This is a genomic window from Odoribacter lunatus (assembly GCF_943193135.1).
Classification (GTDB): domain Bacteria; phylum Bacteroidota; class Bacteroidia; order Bacteroidales; family Marinifilaceae; genus Culturomica; species Culturomica lunata.
In genome coordinates, this window is record NZ_CALPCZ010000010.1 from 1 (window position 1) to 17,046 (window position 17,046).

Annotated in this window: 16 protein-coding genes, 1 other RNA gene and 1 pseudogene; 14 read left to right on the forward strand and 4 right to left on the reverse strand. The window is 46.2% G+C overall.

Annotation, left to right across the window (positions count from 1 at the left end; translation table 11 throughout):
- The 6 genes and pseudogenes from NFR61_RS05525 to NFR61_RS05550 all read left to right on the forward strand — a co-directional run.
- A pseudogene (locus NFR61_RS05525) lies at positions 1-597 on the forward strand (hypothetical protein); the annotation flags it as partial.
- 55 nt (positions 598-652) lie between these two features.
- Complete coding sequence (locus NFR61_RS05530; RefSeq protein WP_251621479.1) at positions 653-1,327, forward strand: YggS family pyridoxal phosphate-dependent enzyme; 675 nt, start codon at positions 653-655, stop codon at positions 1,325-1,327.
- Between the two features lie 11 nt (positions 1,328-1,338).
- Positions 1,339-2,316 (forward strand): dihydroorotate dehydrogenase-like protein, encoded by a 978-nt coding sequence (locus NFR61_RS05535; RefSeq protein ID WP_251621482.1) that lies wholly within the window; start codon positions 1,339-1,341, stop codon positions 2,314-2,316.
- A gap of 11 nt (positions 2,317-2,327) precedes the next feature.
- Positions 2,328-3,515 carry a transglutaminase-like domain-containing protein gene (locus NFR61_RS05540; RefSeq protein ID WP_251621485.1) on the forward strand — a complete coding sequence of 396 codons (1,188 nt, stop codon included), beginning with the start codon at positions 2,328-2,330 and terminating at the stop codon, positions 3,513-3,515.
- A gap of 12 nt (positions 3,516-3,527) precedes the next feature.
- A complete protein-coding gene (locus NFR61_RS05545) occupies positions 3,528-4,421 on the forward strand; it encodes a bile acid:sodium symporter family protein (protein WP_251621487.1) in 894 nt (297 codons plus the stop codon).
- 71 nt (positions 4,422-4,492) lie between these two features.
- Positions 4,493-5,401 carry a phosphate acyltransferase gene (locus NFR61_RS05550; RefSeq protein WP_251621490.1) on the forward strand — a complete coding sequence of 303 codons (909 nt, stop codon included), beginning with the start codon at positions 4,493-4,495 and terminating at the stop codon, positions 5,399-5,401.
- A gap of 56 nt (positions 5,402-5,457) precedes the next feature.
- Here NFR61_RS05550 and NFR61_RS05555 read toward each other — a convergent pair whose 3' ends face one another.
- Positions 5,458-6,165, reverse strand: coding sequence for a YiaD family glycine zipper/OmpA-like lipoprotein (locus NFR61_RS05555; protein ID WP_251621493.1), 708 nt, complete (start codon positions 6,163-6,165; stop codon positions 5,458-5,460).
- A gap of 130 nt (positions 6,166-6,295) precedes the next feature.
- On the opposite strand from NFR61_RS05555, the gene bioD reads away from it, so the two are divergent.
- The 3 genes from bioD to NFR61_RS05570 are packed head-to-tail and all read left to right on the forward strand — an operon-like array spanning position 6,296 to position 10,005.
- Complete coding sequence (gene bioD, locus NFR61_RS05560) at positions 6,296-6,964, forward strand: dethiobiotin synthase (RefSeq protein WP_251621496.1); 669 nt, start codon at positions 6,296-6,298, stop codon at positions 6,962-6,964.
- 21 nt (positions 6,965-6,985) lie between these two features.
- Positions 6,986-8,794, forward strand: coding sequence for a peptidase U32 family protein (locus NFR61_RS05565; protein WP_251621499.1), 1,809 nt, complete (start codon positions 6,986-6,988; stop codon positions 8,792-8,794).
- 2 nt (positions 8,795-8,796) lie between these two features.
- Entirely contained in the window at positions 8,797-10,005 is a 1,209-nt protein-coding gene (locus tag NFR61_RS05570; RefSeq protein ID WP_251621502.1) for a hypothetical protein, read from the forward strand.
- Here the strand turns inward: NFR61_RS05570 and NFR61_RS05575 are convergent.
- From NFR61_RS05575 to NFR61_RS05585, 3 genes are read right to left on the reverse strand one after another with little or no spacing between them, the layout of a single operon-like run.
- Entirely contained in the window at positions 9,941-10,453 is a 513-nt protein-coding gene (locus NFR61_RS05575) for a D-glycero-alpha-D-manno-heptose-1,7-bisphosphate 7-phosphatase (protein WP_251621505.1), read from the reverse strand. The two genes, NFR61_RS05570 and NFR61_RS05575, sit on opposite strands and share 65 nt — an antisense overlap.
- A gap of 16 nt (positions 10,454-10,469) precedes the next feature.
- Entirely contained in the window at positions 10,470-11,480 is a 1,011-nt protein-coding gene (gene holA / locus NFR61_RS05580) for a DNA polymerase III subunit delta (protein WP_251621507.1), read from the reverse strand.
- Between the two features lie 33 nt (positions 11,481-11,513).
- Complete coding sequence (locus NFR61_RS05585) at positions 11,514-12,080, reverse strand: DUF4294 domain-containing protein (RefSeq protein WP_251621510.1); 567 nt, start codon at positions 12,078-12,080, stop codon at positions 11,514-11,516.
- A 150-nt stretch (positions 12,081-12,230) separates the two neighbouring features.
- Here NFR61_RS05585 and rnpB point away from each other — a divergent pair.
- From rnpB to NFR61_RS05610, 5 genes are all read left to right on the forward strand, one after another.
- Positions 12,231-12,598: RNase P RNA component class A (rnpB, locus tag NFR61_RS05590), an RNA gene on the forward strand.
- Between the two features lie 15 nt (positions 12,599-12,613).
- The gene (locus NFR61_RS05595; RefSeq protein ID WP_251621527.1) at positions 12,614-13,837 is read left to right on the forward strand and encodes an L-serine ammonia-lyase; all 1,224 of its coding nucleotides are present in this window, start codon (positions 12,614-12,616) and stop codon (positions 13,835-13,837) included.
- Between the two features lie 60 nt (positions 13,838-13,897).
- Entirely contained in the window at positions 13,898-14,467 is a 570-nt protein-coding gene (locus NFR61_RS05600; protein ID WP_251621529.1) for a bifunctional nuclease family protein, read from the forward strand.
- 31 nt (positions 14,468-14,498) lie between these two features.
- A complete protein-coding gene (locus NFR61_RS05605) occupies positions 14,499-15,827 on the forward strand; it encodes a glucose-6-phosphate isomerase (protein WP_251621538.1) in 1,329 nt (442 codons plus the stop codon).
- Positions 15,827-17,041, forward strand: a complete 1,215-nt coding sequence (locus NFR61_RS05610) for a 6-phosphofructokinase (protein WP_251621541.1) — start codon at positions 15,827-15,829, stop codon at positions 17,039-17,041. The genes NFR61_RS05605 and NFR61_RS05610 overlap by 1 nt, the downstream gene beginning before the upstream one ends.
- The last annotated feature ends 5 nt before the right edge of the window (positions 17,042-17,046 follow it).

A 17,046-nucleotide genomic window follows, 5' to 3' on the forward strand; every position in this document is an offset into this window, starting at 1 on the left:
TTCCGGGGTATTCACAATAATGACATTTTGAAATTGTCGAAACAGCAGACGGAGCGTTTTATCTGCCAGTCGGCGGGTGATTTGTTTCCGGAGTACTATGTTCTTCGGGTGAATGAGTTTGACCAGAAGGCAGTGACGCCTCTGGATGAATGGATAGTGTTCCTGAAGACGGGTGAAATCGGTACGGACACGCAGGCGCCTGGATTGGCGGAAGCGCGTGAGCGTTTGCAATTTTCTTCTTTGGACAAGCGAGACCGCGCCGCCTATCTCCGCAACATCGAAGACTTGCGCGTACAGCGTAGTGTGATGGACACCGCCCGCATCGAAGGCTTGGAAGAGGGGCGTAAGGAAGGACGTATGGAGGGCCGTATGGAAGGCAGGATAGAAGGTCGTGAGGAAGGTAGAATAGAAGGCCGTGAAGAGGGTAGAATAGAAGGTCGAGCAGAAGGTAGAATAGAAGGCCGTGAAGAGGGACGGGCAGAGGGTAAAGCTGAAAGTAGAGCGGAGATTGTCCGGAACATGAAGTCGCTCGGAATTGCAATAGAAACCATTGCCCAGGCTACGGGGCTTTCAGTTGAAGAGATTGAGCGGCTATAATCTTGTCAGGTTAAAATAATCTTACAGATACTTCACTTATTCATATCTTTGCCGCATGAATATTAAGGAAAATATAGAACGGATTTCAGCCGGGCTGCCTGAGGGTGTGCGGTTGATTGCGGTGTCGAAGACAAAGCCGGCGGAAGCTATCGAAGAGGCGTATGCCTGGGGACAGCGGGCGTTCGGGGAGAACCGTCCGCAGGAAATGGCGTCTAAGTACCGCCTCCTGCCGAAAGACATCGAATGGCACATGATAGGGCAGTTGCAGGAAAAGAACGTCAAGTACATTGCTCCGTTCGTCCGTCTGATACATTCTGTAGACAGTTTGAAGTTATTGGTGAAAATCGAGCGTGAGGCCGCCAAATGTGCCCGCACGATAGACTGTCTGCTGGAATTTCATATCGCGGAGGAAACAACGAAGTCTGGTCTGACGTATGAACAAGCGGTCGCCATCATGGAAAGCGAAGAGTATAAAATGTTGGAGAACGTTCGGATTACCGGAGTGATGGGTATCGCGACTTATACGGAAAACACGGAGCAGGTGAGACGGGAATTCAGAGAGTTGAAGCAAATCTTTCTCCGTCTGAAAGAGCACTATTTTTCCGGTAAGCCGGAGTTTAGAGAGATTTCCATGGGTATGTCGGGCGACTACCGGATAGCTGTCGAGGAGGGATGCACAATGGTGAGAATCGGCAGCTCCATATTCGGTCAGCGGGAATACCAACATTAAACAGGAAAGATATGGCAGACTTAAAGACGAATTTTGCGGGTTTGACCCTGAAAAGTCCGGTTATCGCCGGAAGCTGTGGTTTAACGGCAGATATAGAAAAGTTGCGGGAGATGGAGAAGAACGGAGCGGGGGCGGTTATCCTGAAATCCGTTTTCGAGGAACAAATCCGGATGGATGTACAGAAAATGACCGGAAACAGTGATTCTTCCGAAGAGGGGGATTATCTCCGGAATTATGTTCGGGCGAATACATTGCAGCAATACATCGCTTTGGTGAAGGATGCCAAAAAAAATATAAACATTCCGGTTATTGCCAGTATCAATTGCATTGCCGACGGAGAGTGGGTAAGCTTTGCGAAGGAGCTGGAACAGGCGGGCGCCGATGCACTGGAATTGAACGTATTTGCGTTGCCGCTGGATGAATTTAAAGAAAGTGTGGAGACGGAGAATGTTTATTACTCCATCGTAAAGCACCTGCGGTCGCAGGTAAAATTGCCGCTCATCGTGAAAATCAGTCACTATTTTACGAATCTGCCGACTTTTGTCGCCAAACTCAAAGCGTTTGGGGTGGATGCCGTGACGTTGTTCAACCGGTTTTACGAACCGGATATAGACATTGAACAGCTTGCCATTGGCGTGGCGCCCGTATTCAGCCGTCCGGAAGACTTGCGGACGACGCTGCGCTGGACGGGTATTCTGGCGGGAAAAAATCCGCAATTGCAGATTTCCGCATCTACAGGCGTGCACAGCGGCGAGGCCGTCGTGAAAATGTTGCTGGCCGGGGCTGCCACCGTGCAGGTATGTTCCGTCCTGTATGAAAAGGGGATAGAGACCGTTCAGGCCCTGAACCGTTTCGTGGCTTCGTGGATGGACAGGCATGCCTTCCGCAGCATCGGGCAGTTCCGCGGAAAACTCTCATACGGCGGCATGGAGAATGCGGCCCGTTATGAAAGAGCTCAGTTTATGAAATATTTTAGTGATAGAAAATAAAGACAAGATTTATGAAAACGTGGTGTGTATTATTTATCGTTTGTCTGTTTGCGTGTACGATGTCGTATGACGGTGTGCCGAAACAGTACGGCCGTTTGTTGGATACCGCTTTTGAGAAAGCGGGAGACCATGCAGGGGAATTGAAAAAGGCACTGGAAAACTGTCCCGTTGAACAAAAAGAGGGAATGGCTTATCTGATAGCCTATATGCCGGAACGGGACCTGCAAACCCTGACCGCCGATTTCCTGCTCGAGAATGTGAAATATGCCTATCTGGCGAGAGAAAAGTTTGCCTGGGCGAAGGAGTTGCCGGACAGCATTTTCTTCAATGAGGTATTGCCTTACGTATCTATGAATGAAACTCGTGACAACTGGCGGGCGGATTTCTACAACCGTTTTTCGCGGTATGTGCGGAATTGCCGGACATTGGAGGAAGCGATTGACTCCGTAAACCGGAATATTCGGGACGAGGTCATGGTGGACTACAATACCAAACGCGAAAAACCGGATCAAAGCCCCTACGAGTCCATGCGCCAGCACATGGCTTCGTGTAGCGGATTGTCTATCTTGCTGGTGGATGCCTTCCGTGCGGTGGGTATTCCGGCGAGGGTGGCGGGTACGCCGAACTGGCATGACAACCGGGGCAATCACAACTGGTGCGAGGTGTGGATAGACGGAGAATGGTATTTCACCGAATACTATCCCAACCGACTGAATGAATCGTGGTTCTTTGCCGATGCGGGAAAAGCGGACAAAAACGACCGGCAGCATGCCATCTTTGCCACTTCCTTTGCTCCTGCAGAAGATTGTTTCCCGCTGGTGTGGGATTCGACCATTTGCTATGTGCATGCGCGGAACGTAACGGACCGTTATGTACAGTTGTACCGGGCGTATGAGTCTTCATTACTGGATGACGGGAAGCATGTGAGCGTGAAGGTAAGCATGTTTGAAACGCCGGCGTGTACGCTCAATTCCGATGACAGGGTGGCTGCCAACGTGGATGTTTTTTGCGGGGCGGACCAGATGGGGGGCGGACGTACGGTCGGAGCGCACCAAGACATGAACGACATGCTGGAATTTCTGCTCGAAAAGAACAAGACCTATACATTTAAATACTCCGATCTTGCAGGCAACGACAAAGCCGTGGATGTGAAAATAGGCGAGAAGCCGATGGTGGTCAAATTATATATGAAAGAGTGAGATAGTACTCCTATGTTACAAGCTGTAAAAAACTGGATACTCCCGATTGCAATGCTGACGGGAGCATTGTTCCATACTTATATCGGGGTGTTGGGCTTTCTGACACCGACCTTGATTTTTTGCATGTTGTTTCTGACATTCTGCAAGATTTCTCCCCGTCACATGAAGTTTTCCCGCTTGCATATCTGGCTCTTGCTGATACAACTTTGCGGGAGTCTCTTGGTGTATGCTTTGGTTGCACCTTTTAGTGCCGAATTGGCGCAGGGGGTATTGATTTGTGTGTTGGCACCGACGGCGACGGCTGCTGCGGTGATTACGGGAATGCTGGGAGGGAATGTAGCCTTTTTGGCTAGTTTTGTATTTTTGAGTAATGTGTTGGTAGCGGTGGCGGCTCCCGTTATCTTTTCCTTTTTGGGAACAAACAGCGCATTGCCTTTCTGGGAATCATTCGGCTACATCTGCCGGCAGGTGGTGCCGCTTCTGATACTGCCTTTGTTGGGGGCTTGGCTGGTGCAGTGGCTTTTGCCCCGTTTCCACCGGTGGTTGCTTTCCGTTCAGATACTGTCATTCTATATGTGGTCGCTGGCGCTGACGGTTGTCACGGGACGTACCGTTACATTCCTGTTGGAACAACCCGATCCGCATTATGAGAACGAAGTCATGCTGGCTGTACTGGCACTGGGCGTATGCGTCATGCAGTTCTACTTCGGCCGCCGCCTGGGAAACCGTTATGATAACACGATTGCCGGCGGACAGGGACTGGGGCAGAAAAACACCATTCTCGCCATCTGGATGGCACAGATTTATTTGTGTCCAACTGCTTCCGTAGGGCCTGCAGCGTATGTTTTGTGGCAGAATTTGATTAACAGCTGGCAGTTGTGGAAGAAAAATTGCACAAAAAAATAAAAAGTGTGCAATAATCTTTTGCTTTCAAATAAAATCGTCTATTTTTGTTTCGCGTTCAAACCAAAATAGCGATGAAAATTCAAAAAATCAGTGATATTTATGAGGTATTGAAAAATGATACCCGTAAAAAGCGTGTAGCAGTGGCTTATGCCAACGACTGTCATTCCATAGAAGCCGTCTACAAAGCGGTAAAAATGGAATTGGTGGAAGCCGTGCTGATCGGTGACCGCGATGAAATTGCCAGAGTGTGTCAGGCGGCAGGATATGATATGTCGGTTTTTGAAATAGAACATGAGACCTCCGATGTCGGGGCGGCGGAAAAAACGGTGGCGATGGCGAGGGAAGGTGCCGTGGATATCATTATGAAGGGATTGGTGAGCACCGATAAATACATGCGGGCTATTCTGAACAAGGAGAAAGGCCTGGTCGCTTCCAACGCCATCTTGTCGCACGTGACGCTCATGGAATGTCCGAATTATCATAAATTACTGGTGTTGAGTGATGTGGCTGTAATACCTCAGCCAGATCTGACGCAGAAGACGGCCATGATCAGATATGTGACTTCTGTGGCCCAGAAGTTGGGTGTGGAATGTCCCAAAGTGGCTTTGATAGCTCCGACGGAACAGGTGCTGCCGAAATTGCAGTCTACCGTGGATGCGGCCATCTTATCCAAAATGGCGGAAAGGAATCAGATCTGCGCTTCCCACATCGTTGATGGACCGATGGCGTTGGATGTGGCTATAGATAAAGAAGCAGCAGAAATCAAGAAAGTAAAATCGGTAGTGGCCGGAGATGCAGATTGTTTGGTATTTCCCAATTTGGAAGCGGGAAATGTCTTTTATAAAACGAATACCAAAATTTGTAAATCCAAACAGGGAGCCATCATGGTAGGAGCGAAAGTTCCCAGTGTCTTGTCTTCGAGGGGGGATAGTGTAGAAACTAAATTGAATTCAATTGTTTTAGCGGCTTTGTTGGCCTAAAAGGAAAAGAATAGAAAAAATGTAAAGGGGATTGTCACTGACAATCCCCTCGTTTTTTAGTTTAATGTTCCGTTTTCCGCTTTTTTAATCATAGTCTCATTGGCTGTAATGTAAACCTCAACACGGCGGTTCTTGGCTCTTCCTTCGGCAGTTGTGTTATCTGCAATAGGGAAATCATAAGCTAAACCTTCAGTAATGAGGCGGGAACGGCTTATACCGTTTCCTACCAAGAAATTGGCTACGGCCTCTGCTCTTTCTTTGGAAAGTTTTTCGTTTACAGCCCGGCTACCGGTATTATCGGTATGACCGTAAATCGTAACGTCCGTATCCGGAGAATTTTTAAGTGAATTGGCAAACTGGGTCAAAGCTGTTTTGGCAGCAGAGCCTAATTCGCTTTTATTGGTAGCAAATAAAATACCATTATCGAAGGTCACTTTGATAGCCTGGAGATTATTAACATCCGTAACGCTCTCTACTTGGGCATTCTGTATTTTCTCTAATTCTTTCTTTTGCTTGTCCATTCTCCGTCCGATCAAGGCGCCTGTCCCGGCACCTACGGCTCCGCCTACAGCCGCACCGATGGCAGCGCCTTTTCCTTTACCGGCAAGAGCTCCGATACCAGCACCCAATGCCGCACCACTTCCTGCACCGATGGCAGCACCTTTACCCGTGTAACTCATACTGGAGCATCCCGGAAAAAGTAATTCCAAAACAAGGATACTTCCTCCTAAAAATAAACTAATAATAAACTTTCTTGTTCTCATTGTTCTTGTTTTTGATTGTTAGAATTGCCGCAAAATTAAGAACTATTAGAAAAAGTAAATTAAATTTCATGTGATTTTTATAATTTTGTATGCTCTTGCCTTGAATAACAGAATAATAAAAATATAGAATATGGCAGTATATTTTGTTAGCGGGATTGATACGGATGCCGGTAAATCCATAGTAACGGGGGTGATTGCCGCAACTTTGCGGAACAAGGGGAAAAAGGTGATTACCCAAAAATTTATTCAGACCGGTTGCCGGGAAGTATCGGAAGATATTGAAAAGCATCGGGAAATCATGGGGATTCCCTTACAGGAGGTAGACCTCGACAGGACCACTTGTCCCTATATCATGACCTATCCGGCTTCGCCTCACTTGGCAGCGGAAATGGACGGTGTTACGGTAGACAAGGAAGTTATACACCGGGCAACGGAAAAATTAAGTCGCCTTTATGACATAGTATTGCTGGAAGGAGCAGGGGGATTGTATGTACCCGTAAACCGGCAATATTTGACAATTGACTATATTCGGGAGTACGGTTATCCTTTGATTCTTGTCACTTCTTCCAAACTAGGAAGTATCAATCACACTTTAATGAGTCTTGAATTGTGTCGCTTAAAGGGTATCAAAGTCAGTCATGTTGTGTACAATGACTTCCCGAATGATAGTGAATTTATCAAAGCCGATTCTATACAGGTGATAAGGGATTATTTGAAAACATATTTTCCGGATTGCTCTTTACTGGAATTGCCTGTCATTCTCGGGAAAAACTATCCGCAATTGGACATAGAGCTGTGATAAGCGGGAATGAAAAGCGTGATGCGTAAAATTGAACTTTTGGCTCCCGCCCGGGATATTGCGATAGGCAAAGCTGCCATAGATAACGGTGCGGATGCCGTGTATATCGGGGGACCGGCTTTCGGCGCCCGGAAATCTGCCGGAAATTCTTTGGATGATATTGCCGCATTGGTGGAATATGCTCATCGCTTCTATTGCCGGGTATTCGTGACACTCAATACCATACTCTTTGATTCGGAATTGGCAGAGGTGGAACAGATGATTAAACAATTGTACCGTATCGGCGTGGATGCGTTGATAATACAGGACCCCGGAATTCTGAAGCTCGACATACCGCCTATTTCCCTGCACGCCAGTACCCAGATGCACAACTACGATATGGAACGTATCCGCTTTTTGGACCGTCTCGGATTCCAACGGATTGTATTGGCGCGGGAACTTTCTTTAGAACAAATCAAAGCCATCCGGAAAGAAATAAAGGCGGAACTTGAAGTATTCATACACGGTGCATTGTGTGTAAGTATGAGCGGACAATGCTATCTGTCCCAATACATGTTTGGCCGTTCGGCAAACCGCGGAGAATGTGCGCAGCCTTGCCGGATGAAGTGGTCGCTAAAAGATAGCCGGGAGAATAGGTTGATAAGAGAGCGCTATTTATTATCGCTTAAAGATTTGAATCTGTCAGAATATATTCCCGATTTGATAGAATCTGGTATTGATTCTTTGAAAATAGAGGGGAGACTGAAAGATGAGAGTTATGTTGCCAATGTGACCAATCATTATCACCGTTTGATAGAAGCGGCATTGAAACAACAGTGTAATGTTGGTCGGGTAGGGACCGGAATGGTAAGTACGGCATTTGAGCCAGATCCAGAGCGGAGTTTCAATAGGGGTTGTTCTTCTTATTTCTTTACAGGCCGACCGAAATCCCTAGTGAACATGAATACGCCGAAATCTGTGGGTAAGCCGATAGGAAAAGTGTTGGAAGTGCGTGGCAATCGCTTGCTGTTGGACACGGTCGAAACACTTTCCAACGGAGATGGGTTATGTTATCTGCAAAACGGAGAGTTGAAAGGTATTCGGGTGAATATAGCGGAAGGAAACCGGATAACGGCTAACGAGCCGGTAAAGGTTGCAGTGGGGACAATGTTATACCGAAACTATGACAGACGCTTTATAACGGATATCGAGAAGCAAAAATCCATACGTAAAATTCGGATTACCATAGGGGTGGAAGAGAACTGCGGAAAATTGAAATTAACCGCTATTGACGAAGATAATACCAAAACGGAAGTGGAATCCGGAAACTGCTTTGAGAAAGCAAGCAATTCACAACAAAAAGAGCGTATTCTGCAACAGCTGAAAAAATGCGGAGATACTTGTTTTGTATGCAAACAGGTGCACTATTCAGGTGACACGCTGTTTATTCCTTCGGCGGAATTGAATACTTTGAAAAGAAAACTGCTCGATAATTTAATGGCAGAGAGGGAAAAAGTGAGGAAAATTATTCGCAGGGAACCCTTTGATGAAACGGTCGTTTACAAAACAAACATTGATTGGCATGGTAATGTCGTCAATCGGAAAGCGGAGGAATTTTATAAGGAACACGGAGCGCAGAATGTGGAAGAGGGATTTGAGAAAACAGGGGACGCCGGAGAGTGCGATGTAATGCGCACCCGTTATTGCATCCTGCATGAACTGGGGCGTTGTCGCAAGAAAAACACCAACAAAGACCTTGAATTCCCGCTTTACCTGTATAATGACAAACATTGTTTCCGGCTGGAGTTTGACTGTACGGCTTGTTGTATGAAAGTGATAGTAAAAAAGTAAATATGCCGAAATATCCTCGCTTTTTTGTATTCAATCCTGAGAATGAAATGGCGATAGCCGACGGAAATCCTTATTATATGCCGCCTGCCAATATCCGTAAAATGGCGGAAGATTTGGCATATCTGCCGGCATACTATGCGGATGAACAAGATGTAATCGGACTTAAAAAATTACCCGACACAGACTTTATTGCGGGCAGAAAAGCAATATTTCATCATACTCCCGCTTTGGTGGCAGAGGAAAATTGGAATAACTTGCGGGTAGACCGGTGTTGTCCGTGGGGATGGAGCCCCCGGATATTTTATTTATTGCGGGAATTAAATACCGGAGAATGGAAAGAAGAGTGGAAAGAACTGTATAGTCGGCGTACGGCGAAAAAATGTTTGCAGGAACTATGCCGACGGCTTTCTTGGGTGGAAGATGAAATACTGCCGGTGGAGTGCAGTGATTTAATCTCGGTAGAACGGATGGTAGAAAAAGGCGACTACTTGGCGAAAGCGCCTTGGTCATCTTCGGGAAAAGGCTTGTTGAGGATAAACAAAGAAACCCTGACACCCAAAACAAAAGAATGGTTGAGCGGTGTGCTGAAAAAGCAGGGCTATCTGATGATAGAAAAAGAGCAGGAGCGTTTGGTCGATTTTGCTATGGAATTTCATACCGTTGCAGACACGGTCGAATTTATTGGTTATTCTGCCTTTATAACGGGAGAAAAAGGAGAATACACAGGTAATTGCGTCGGAAGTCAGGAAGCCTTGAAAGCTCGGATTACCGCTTGGATCGAACCGGAAAAGCTGGAGACACTCCGGAACGAATTGATTCGTATATTATCAAACGAAATCGCTCCGCAATACAGTGGTTATTTGGGAGTAGACATGATGATTTACCGCAATCGGGCAGGGGAGGTAAAAGTACAGCCTTGTCTGGAAATCAATTTGCGCTACACCATGGGAATAGTAGCTCTTTTTTTAAGTCAGAGGTGGCTTGCTCAGGGAACGGAAGGGACATTCTCTATAAAACGTTATCAGGCGGACGGAGAAGCTCTTTACGCACATCGGCAGGCGGAAATACAACATCCCTTAATCTTATCCGGAAACCGTCTGCAACAGGGATATGTCACATTGACTCCGGTATACTCGGATACACGCTTTATTGCCTGTTTGAATCTAAAATCTGCTCAATTGCCGGAATCAGATTTTGGTTCTTCTGAATAAGAATCGCTTTGATACCTGCGGCTTCCGCGGCCTCTACGTCCCGTTTCCCGTCACCGATCATCCACGCTTGATTTTTGTCGATACCGAATTCCTCAATCGCTTGATTAATCATATAGGGAGAAGGCTTGCGGCAAATACAACTCTCAACACTCTCGTGGTGCGGGCAGTAGTAAATCTTATCTATGCTGACACCGTGGTTCGCTAAAATGCTGCACATATAATCATGCACCCGCTTCACATCTTCATGCGTATAAATCCCTTTGGCAATACCCCCTTGGTTCGTGACCACAAAAAGCAGGAAACCGGCCTTCTGAAGCCTTTTTAAACCCTCGATAACACCGGGGTTGAATACGAAATCCTCCGGCTTATAAATATAATAATGCCCTTCGTCGCTATTCAGCGTCCCGTCTCGGTCTAAAAAAACAGCTTTTCGTGTATGGACAGTCATAATCGCCAATACTATTTTAGTGCATAATCTTAAAAACAAGCTCTTTCAACAATTCTCCTTCCGGAATATTGGCATTTCCGACCCCTTTGGACTTCATGTCATACTCCCGGAGCAGAGAAATAATCGTGGCGCACTTCATCGCATTGTAACTTTTGGCACCCTCTAAATAATCCTTCATAAAGAAAGCGTTAATACCCAGCAATCGGGCAATCTCCTGCGTATTGGGCGTGGATTTCTTCTGATAATGGTACGTCAGCAAATTCAAAAAATACTTGAATAGCGTTGCAATAGTCAATACCATCGGATTACTCTTGGGATTAGCCTCGAAATAATTGATAATCCGGTTGGCCTTTAAAAAATCCTTTTGGATAATAGCCGCTTGCAGCTCAAACGTATTGAAATCCTTGCTGATACCGGTATGTTCCTCCACCAACTGCTCTTTAATCTCTCCGCCGGCGGGAATCAACAGGGAAAGTTTGTCAATCTCATTGGCAATCCGGCTTAAATTGGTACCCAGACTCTCCGCAAGAATACCGGCCGCTTTCGGCGTAATCGAATACGACTTAGACTTGCAATAGCTGATAATCCAGTCGGGAATCTTATTATCGTAAAGTTTATTGGATTCAAAATAAACGCAATTCGGGGAACTGCTCAATTTTTTAAAAACATTCTTGCGTTTATCCGCTTTCTTGTTCTTATAAGCCAAAAGTAAAACCGTCGTAGGCTGGAAATGGTCTATATAGGGAAGAAGGTTATCGAAATCCTTGATATTTTGGGCTTCTTTCACTACCACCACCTGATACTGCGACATCATCGGAAAACGTCGGGCAGTGTCTGTTACAGTCGTCATGCTGATATCATTGCCGTACAGAACGGTCTGATTAAACGCCTTCTCTTCCTCCGGAAGCACCTCGCGCTCTATTAAATCCGTAATCCGGTCTATAAAAAAAGGCTCTTCACCGTTTAGAAAATAAATAGCCTTGAACTTCTTAGCCTTAATATCCTTTACAATTTCTTCAAATGTCATATACAGCCGTCTTTGGTGCAAAAATACTCTTTTTTATTTCTCTGTTGCCTTTTTCCTTCTTTCTTCCGATAGAATTTTTTGTACCACTTTCTCAATCTCTGCATCCTTCCCTTGCGGATCATAATCCGCCTTTAAATTATTTCCGAAAAGCAAAGCCAGCGACTGCCAGAAATAAGCGTTAAATCCGCCCCGGTACTCCTTGATATGGCTAAAAGCCGTATTCTCTGTCTCTCGGTGAATTAACTTAATAAGAATACGTCCTTGCGTAAAACTCAGCTTCATCAAAGGCTTTTTAAAAGTCTGCATCAGGCTCCGGTACTCCTCTTTAATCACATGCTTGCGTTCTTTTTTATCCGAAATAGTAGCCAGCTTGCTTTCTATTTTATTGATAGTTTGGGCGGCAATGCGGGCATACGGGTACACCTTCCTCACATTGTATTCCAATCGGCTCAGGTAACTGTGTTTCCGGTTCTTTGCTATTACTTGAACCTCATTCAGAAAATAATGCGGCAACGTATCTTCTTCCGTCTTCTCCTCTTGCCCGTAAGAAGACAAAACAGCAACAATCCCTAAAAGCAAAGTAAAAATGGCTTTCCGCATACGTAAAAAATAAGCCCTTTGAAATCAACTTCACAAATATAAGATTAAAATGCAATGAATTTATCGTCCGAAGTCGATAACCTCATATTTCTTTATTCGGTGAAAAGTCGTTATCTTTGTCTCTTGCTAAAACAAATATTTGAAAATACAATAGCAGGCCGTTCTATCGCTGTCCCGAAAGGGAGAGAGGAAAGTCCGGGCAACACAGGGAATCGTGCTTCCTAACGGGAAGATGTCCGTGAGGGTATAGTAGCGTAACAGAAAATAACCGTTTCGGAAAACATCGGGAGACTATTTTCCGGAATAAGGGTGAAAAGGTGGGGTAAGAGCCCACCGGTATGTCGGGTGACCGATGTAGCCGTACGCCTTACGAGTTGCAAGACCATGTATACCGACGCTTGAAGCTGTCCCGGCTGAGTCGGGGGGTAGGTTGCTGGAGCCGTTGAGTGATCTGCGGCGTAGATAAATGATAGAAACCGTAAAAGGTACAGAACCCGGCTTACAGGTCTGCTATTTTTATTAATAAGACAGAAATGAAATCAATAAGAGAAGTATTCAGGATAGGTTATGGACCCTCTTCCAGTCATACGATGGGCCCAAGCCGGGCGGCGGAATATTTTAAAGCCAAACACCCCCGGGCATCCAAATACAGAATCAGTCTCTACGGTAGTCTTGCACTGACCGGCCGGGGACACGGTACAGACGCCGTCATTCATAAAGTAATAGGCCGTCCCGAAGACACGGAAATAATATGGCAGGACCATATCACGCTGCCGCGTCATCCGAATGGAATGCTCTTTGAGGCACTGCAAGGCGACGAAATCATTGACAAATGGGAAGTATACAGCATCGGAGGTGGAGCCCTTTGGGACGAACAGGGTACCTTTGACTCCGAAGAAATCTATCCTGTAACCACCATGGGGGAAATATTGGCATGGTGCAAACGGGAAGGATGCACATTGGTCGATTACGTCGCGGCGCATGAAAAAGAAGATATCTTCGATTATCTGGCGGAAGTATGGGAACAAATGCAACAAACAATCCGGAACGGACTGGAAAACGAAGGCGTATTGCCAGGTACGCTGAAACTGTCAAGAAAAGCAAGCTCATATAACATAAAGGCTCAGCAATCTGCCGGTTCTGCCCGCCCTATGGGAATGCTCTTTGCCGCAGCATTGGCAACTTCCGAAGAAAACGCGGGAGGCGGGAAAGTGGTAACGGCACCCACCTGCGGCGCCTCCGGAGTAGTACCTGCTGTCATGTATTTTCTGAAACACGACCAAAATATGACAGATCACCGGATAATACGGGGATTGGCAACGGCGGGACTCATCGGAAACATCGTAAAAAGCAACGGTTCTATATCGGGTGCGGAAGTGGGCTGCCAGGGCGAATTAGGCACGGCATGCGCCATGGCTGCCGGAGCCGCTACGCAAATACTGGGAGGGACACCCCGCCAGATAGAATATGCAGCCGAAATGGGATTCGAGCATAACCTCGGACTGACATGCGACCCCGTTTGCGGATACGTGCAAATCCCTTGTATAGAACGAAACGCATTCGTTGCACAAAAAGCGAGGGAAAGCGCCATATATGCCCTCTTCTCTGACGGACGCCACATGGTCTCCTTTGACGACGTAGTAAAAACTATGATGGAAACAGGAAAAGACATGCAGGCAAAATACAGGGAAACGAGCTTGGGGGGATTGGCAAGTGTATGTATGAAAACCATAGCCGAACGGCAGAAAAAAGAATAGGCGAAATACTTGAAACTAAAATAAATCGGGTACGTTATTAACATAGTCAACCTATAAAACATGAATCGGGTAAAGCTGAAAGTCTTAGGATTATCATACACAACATCCCCGCATGGAGCCTACGCTTTAATTTTAGCGGACGAAGAAGAGACATTCCGGATACCGGTAATCATAGGAATTTCGGAAGCGCAATCCATTGCCATGCAACTGGAAAAACTTCCTACTCCGCGTCCCTTGACCCACGACTTGATAAAAGCATTGACCGATAAACTGGAAATCACATTACAGGAAGTTGTTATATATCGTTTGGATGCCGGTATATACTACTCGGAACTCGTATTTGAAACACAGAATGGCATCGTCAGGGTCGATTCCCGGACATCGGATGCCGTCGCACTTTCATTGCGTTACGGCTGTGACCTTTACACAACCTCCGAAATCGTCGGGAGAGCCGGAATACCGGTGAAACGGGACGAACCCGTGAATAGTAAAGTACGGACTGAAAAAGAAAGAGGAGTAGACAGCTATACCATACAGGAATTGCAAAAACTATTGGATGAAGCTATTCTCAACGAAGACTACGAAAAAGCCTCTAAATACAGAGACATGTTGAAAAACCAAGAGAAATAATCTATTTATGTGCTATAAATAACAGAAACTTATGAACATGATTAAATTTGATTACAGTCAAATCTGTAACTTTGTAAAAAAAGAGGAGATTAGTGCGTTATATCCTCAAGCAGCGGAAGCATTGAAAAGTTTGCAGAACGGAACCTCCAAAGGAAACGACTTTCTGGGATGGTTTGACCTGCCTGCCGCTATCACCGAAGCGGAATTGAATGACATACAAAAAACGGCTGACGACCTGCGGGCAAAAACACAGGTATTAGTCGTTATCGGCATCGGAGGCTCCTACCTCGGAGCGCGTGCCGTAATCGAAGCCTTGGCGGGAAGTTTCGACAACTTCGGAAACGTCGGAATGAAAGTCATATTTGCCGGGCATAACATCGGAGAAGACTACTACCATGAACTCATGGCCTATCTGAAAGACAAAGAATTCGGAATATGTGTCATCTCCAAATCGGGAACCACCACCGAACCTGCTATCGCTTTCCGTCTGATGAAAGAAATGTTGGAAGCTAAAGTAGGCAAAGTCGAAGCAGGCAAGCGGATAGTTGCCATCACCGATGCGAAAAAAGGAGCATTGCGCACACTGGCTGATCAGGAGGGCTACAAAACATTCGTTATTCCCGACAACGTCGGAGGACGTTTCTCCGTACTCACTCCCGTCGGATTACTGCCAATAGCCGTAGCGGGCTTTGATATCAAAGCATTGGTGAAAGGTGCCGTGGAAATGCGTAAAAACTGCTTGGAAAACGTACAGAACATGGCCATAGAATATGCGGCGGCACGTACGGCACTCTATCGCAAAGGATACGCCATAGAACTGTTGGCCAACTTTAATCCCAAACTGCATTTCATCACCGAATGGTGGAAACAACTATACGGAGAAAGCGAAGGAAAAGAAAACAAAGGAATTTTCCCGGCAGGGGTAGACTTCACCACAGACCTGCATTCCATGGGACAATACATACAGCAAGGGCCCCGCATGATGATGGAAACCGTCATCAGCGTTGAAAAGACAACCCACAAGGTAGAAATACCCTTTGATGAGGCAAATTTGGATAAACTTAACTTCTTAGCCGGTAAACGGGTAGACTATGTAAACAAAATGGCGGAACTCGGAACTCGAATTGCTCATGTTGACGGAGGAGTGCCCAACATGTTGATACAAATACCCGAACTCACGGCGGAATACATCGGACAGCTATTCTATTTCTTTGAATTGGCTTGCGGAATTTCCGGTTGCATGCTCGAAGTAAACCCGTTTGACCAACCCGGAGTGGAAGCCTATAAAAATAACATGTTCGCCTTATTGGATAAACCCGGATACGAGGAAGCATCCAAAGCCATAAAAGCACGGATTTAATGAAAACAATCGCAATATTGTGCGGAGGAGGGCCGGCGCCGGGAATAAATACCGTCGTGGCAACCGTAGCCAAAGTATTCTTGAAAGCGGGGTACCGGGTCTTGGGCATTCATGAAGGATACAAAGGACTGCTCAAGGAGAATCCCGAAATAGAAGAACTGACATTTGACAAAGCGGACTGGATATTCACTCAGGGTGGCTCATTATTGAAAATGAGCCGTTTCAAACCGAAAGACGAAGACTTCAACGTGCGTCTTTTTGTTCAGTACGGTATAGAACTATTGGTAACCATCGGCGGAGACGACACCGCCTCCACGGCAAACCGGCTCACCAAATTTTTAGCCGGACATGAAATACAAGTACGGAACATACACGTCCCCAAAACCATAGACAACGACCTTCCTCTTCCGGAGGGAGTACCTACATTTGGATTTATGTCTGCTAAAGAAATGGGAATCCGTATCGGGAAAATCGTCAAAACAGAGGCGGCAACCACCCAAAACTGGTACCTCCTCATGTCAATGGGACGGGAAGCCGGCCACCTGGCATTTGAAATCGGAAAAGGAATACAGGCATCAACCGTAATCATCCCCGAAATGTTTCAGAAGACACAGATTACCGTAGATAAAATCGTGCGTCTGATAATTTCCGCCATGGTCAAACGGCGCATAATGGGGCAAAAATCCGGTGTAGCCGTCGTAAGCGAAGGCATTTTTCATTTCCTGAAAGATGAAGACATAGCGGCCTCCGGAATCGTATTTGAATACGACGCCCACGGACATCCCGAACTGAGCGATGTAGGCAAAGCTCATATACTGAATAAAATCCTCCGGAATCACTTGCGACAATTGGGATTGGATATCATCAGCCGTCCTGTCGAAGTAGGCTACTCATTGCGCTGTGTTGAACCCTGCGCCTATGATTTGACCTATTGTACCACATTGGGAATAGGCGTAAAAAAACTCTTCGATGCCGGATGCTCGGGTTGTATGGTAGCCGTTGACATCAACCGGAACATCATCCCCGTATACCTTTCGGACATAGAAGACGAACACGGAAAAATACGCACCCGTTTGGTAAACATGCAACGGGAAGAAATTCGTACCACCTTCACCGACATGGTATATTGCCTGACCCCGGAAGACAGGGAAGCGGCAAGAGCCTATCTGCCTTCACCGGAAGAATACGAGTGGGAAACCATATTGGAAAAATAAGAAAA